General features: G+C 63.7%; 1 pseudogene. It reads left to right on the forward strand.

Annotation, left to right across the window (positions count from 1 at the left end):
- Nucleotides 1–178 precede the first annotated feature (178 nt).
- Nucleotides 179–394 (forward strand): annotated as a pseudogene (locus FAF44_RS53815) (transposase family protein); the annotation flags it as partial.

Below are 394 nucleotides of genomic sequence, written 5' to 3' on the forward strand. Positions count from 1 at the left end.
GCGCGTCCAGCCCGGACGACCACGCACGAAGGTCGTCAGCAGTAAACTCGTCCGACATGCATCCAGACTATAGATCACAAAGTCTGGCTGTAGTACTAGTGCTTGTCGCAACACACCTGATCATGGAAGGCGTGTTGATGGCGAGGCGAGGGCCCAAGCGCAGGTTGGACGTGGCGCACTGAACATCCAGGTCATCGCCGGAGCGGATGGGATGCTCCTGTGGACGTCGGGCGCGCTGCCGGGCAAGGCCCACGATCTGAGCGCCGCCCGCATCTGGGGCATCCTGCGCGCCCTCGAGCAGGCCGGGATCGTCACGCTGGCCGATAAGGCCTATCAAGGAGCCGAAGGCCTGGTCCGCACCCCGTACAAGGGCAAGAACAAGCCCGAGTCCCAG

Source organism: Nonomuraea sp. MG754425, from assembly GCF_021699195.1.
Taxonomy (GTDB): Bacteria; Actinomycetota; Actinomycetes; order Streptosporangiales; family Streptosporangiaceae; genus Nonomuraea.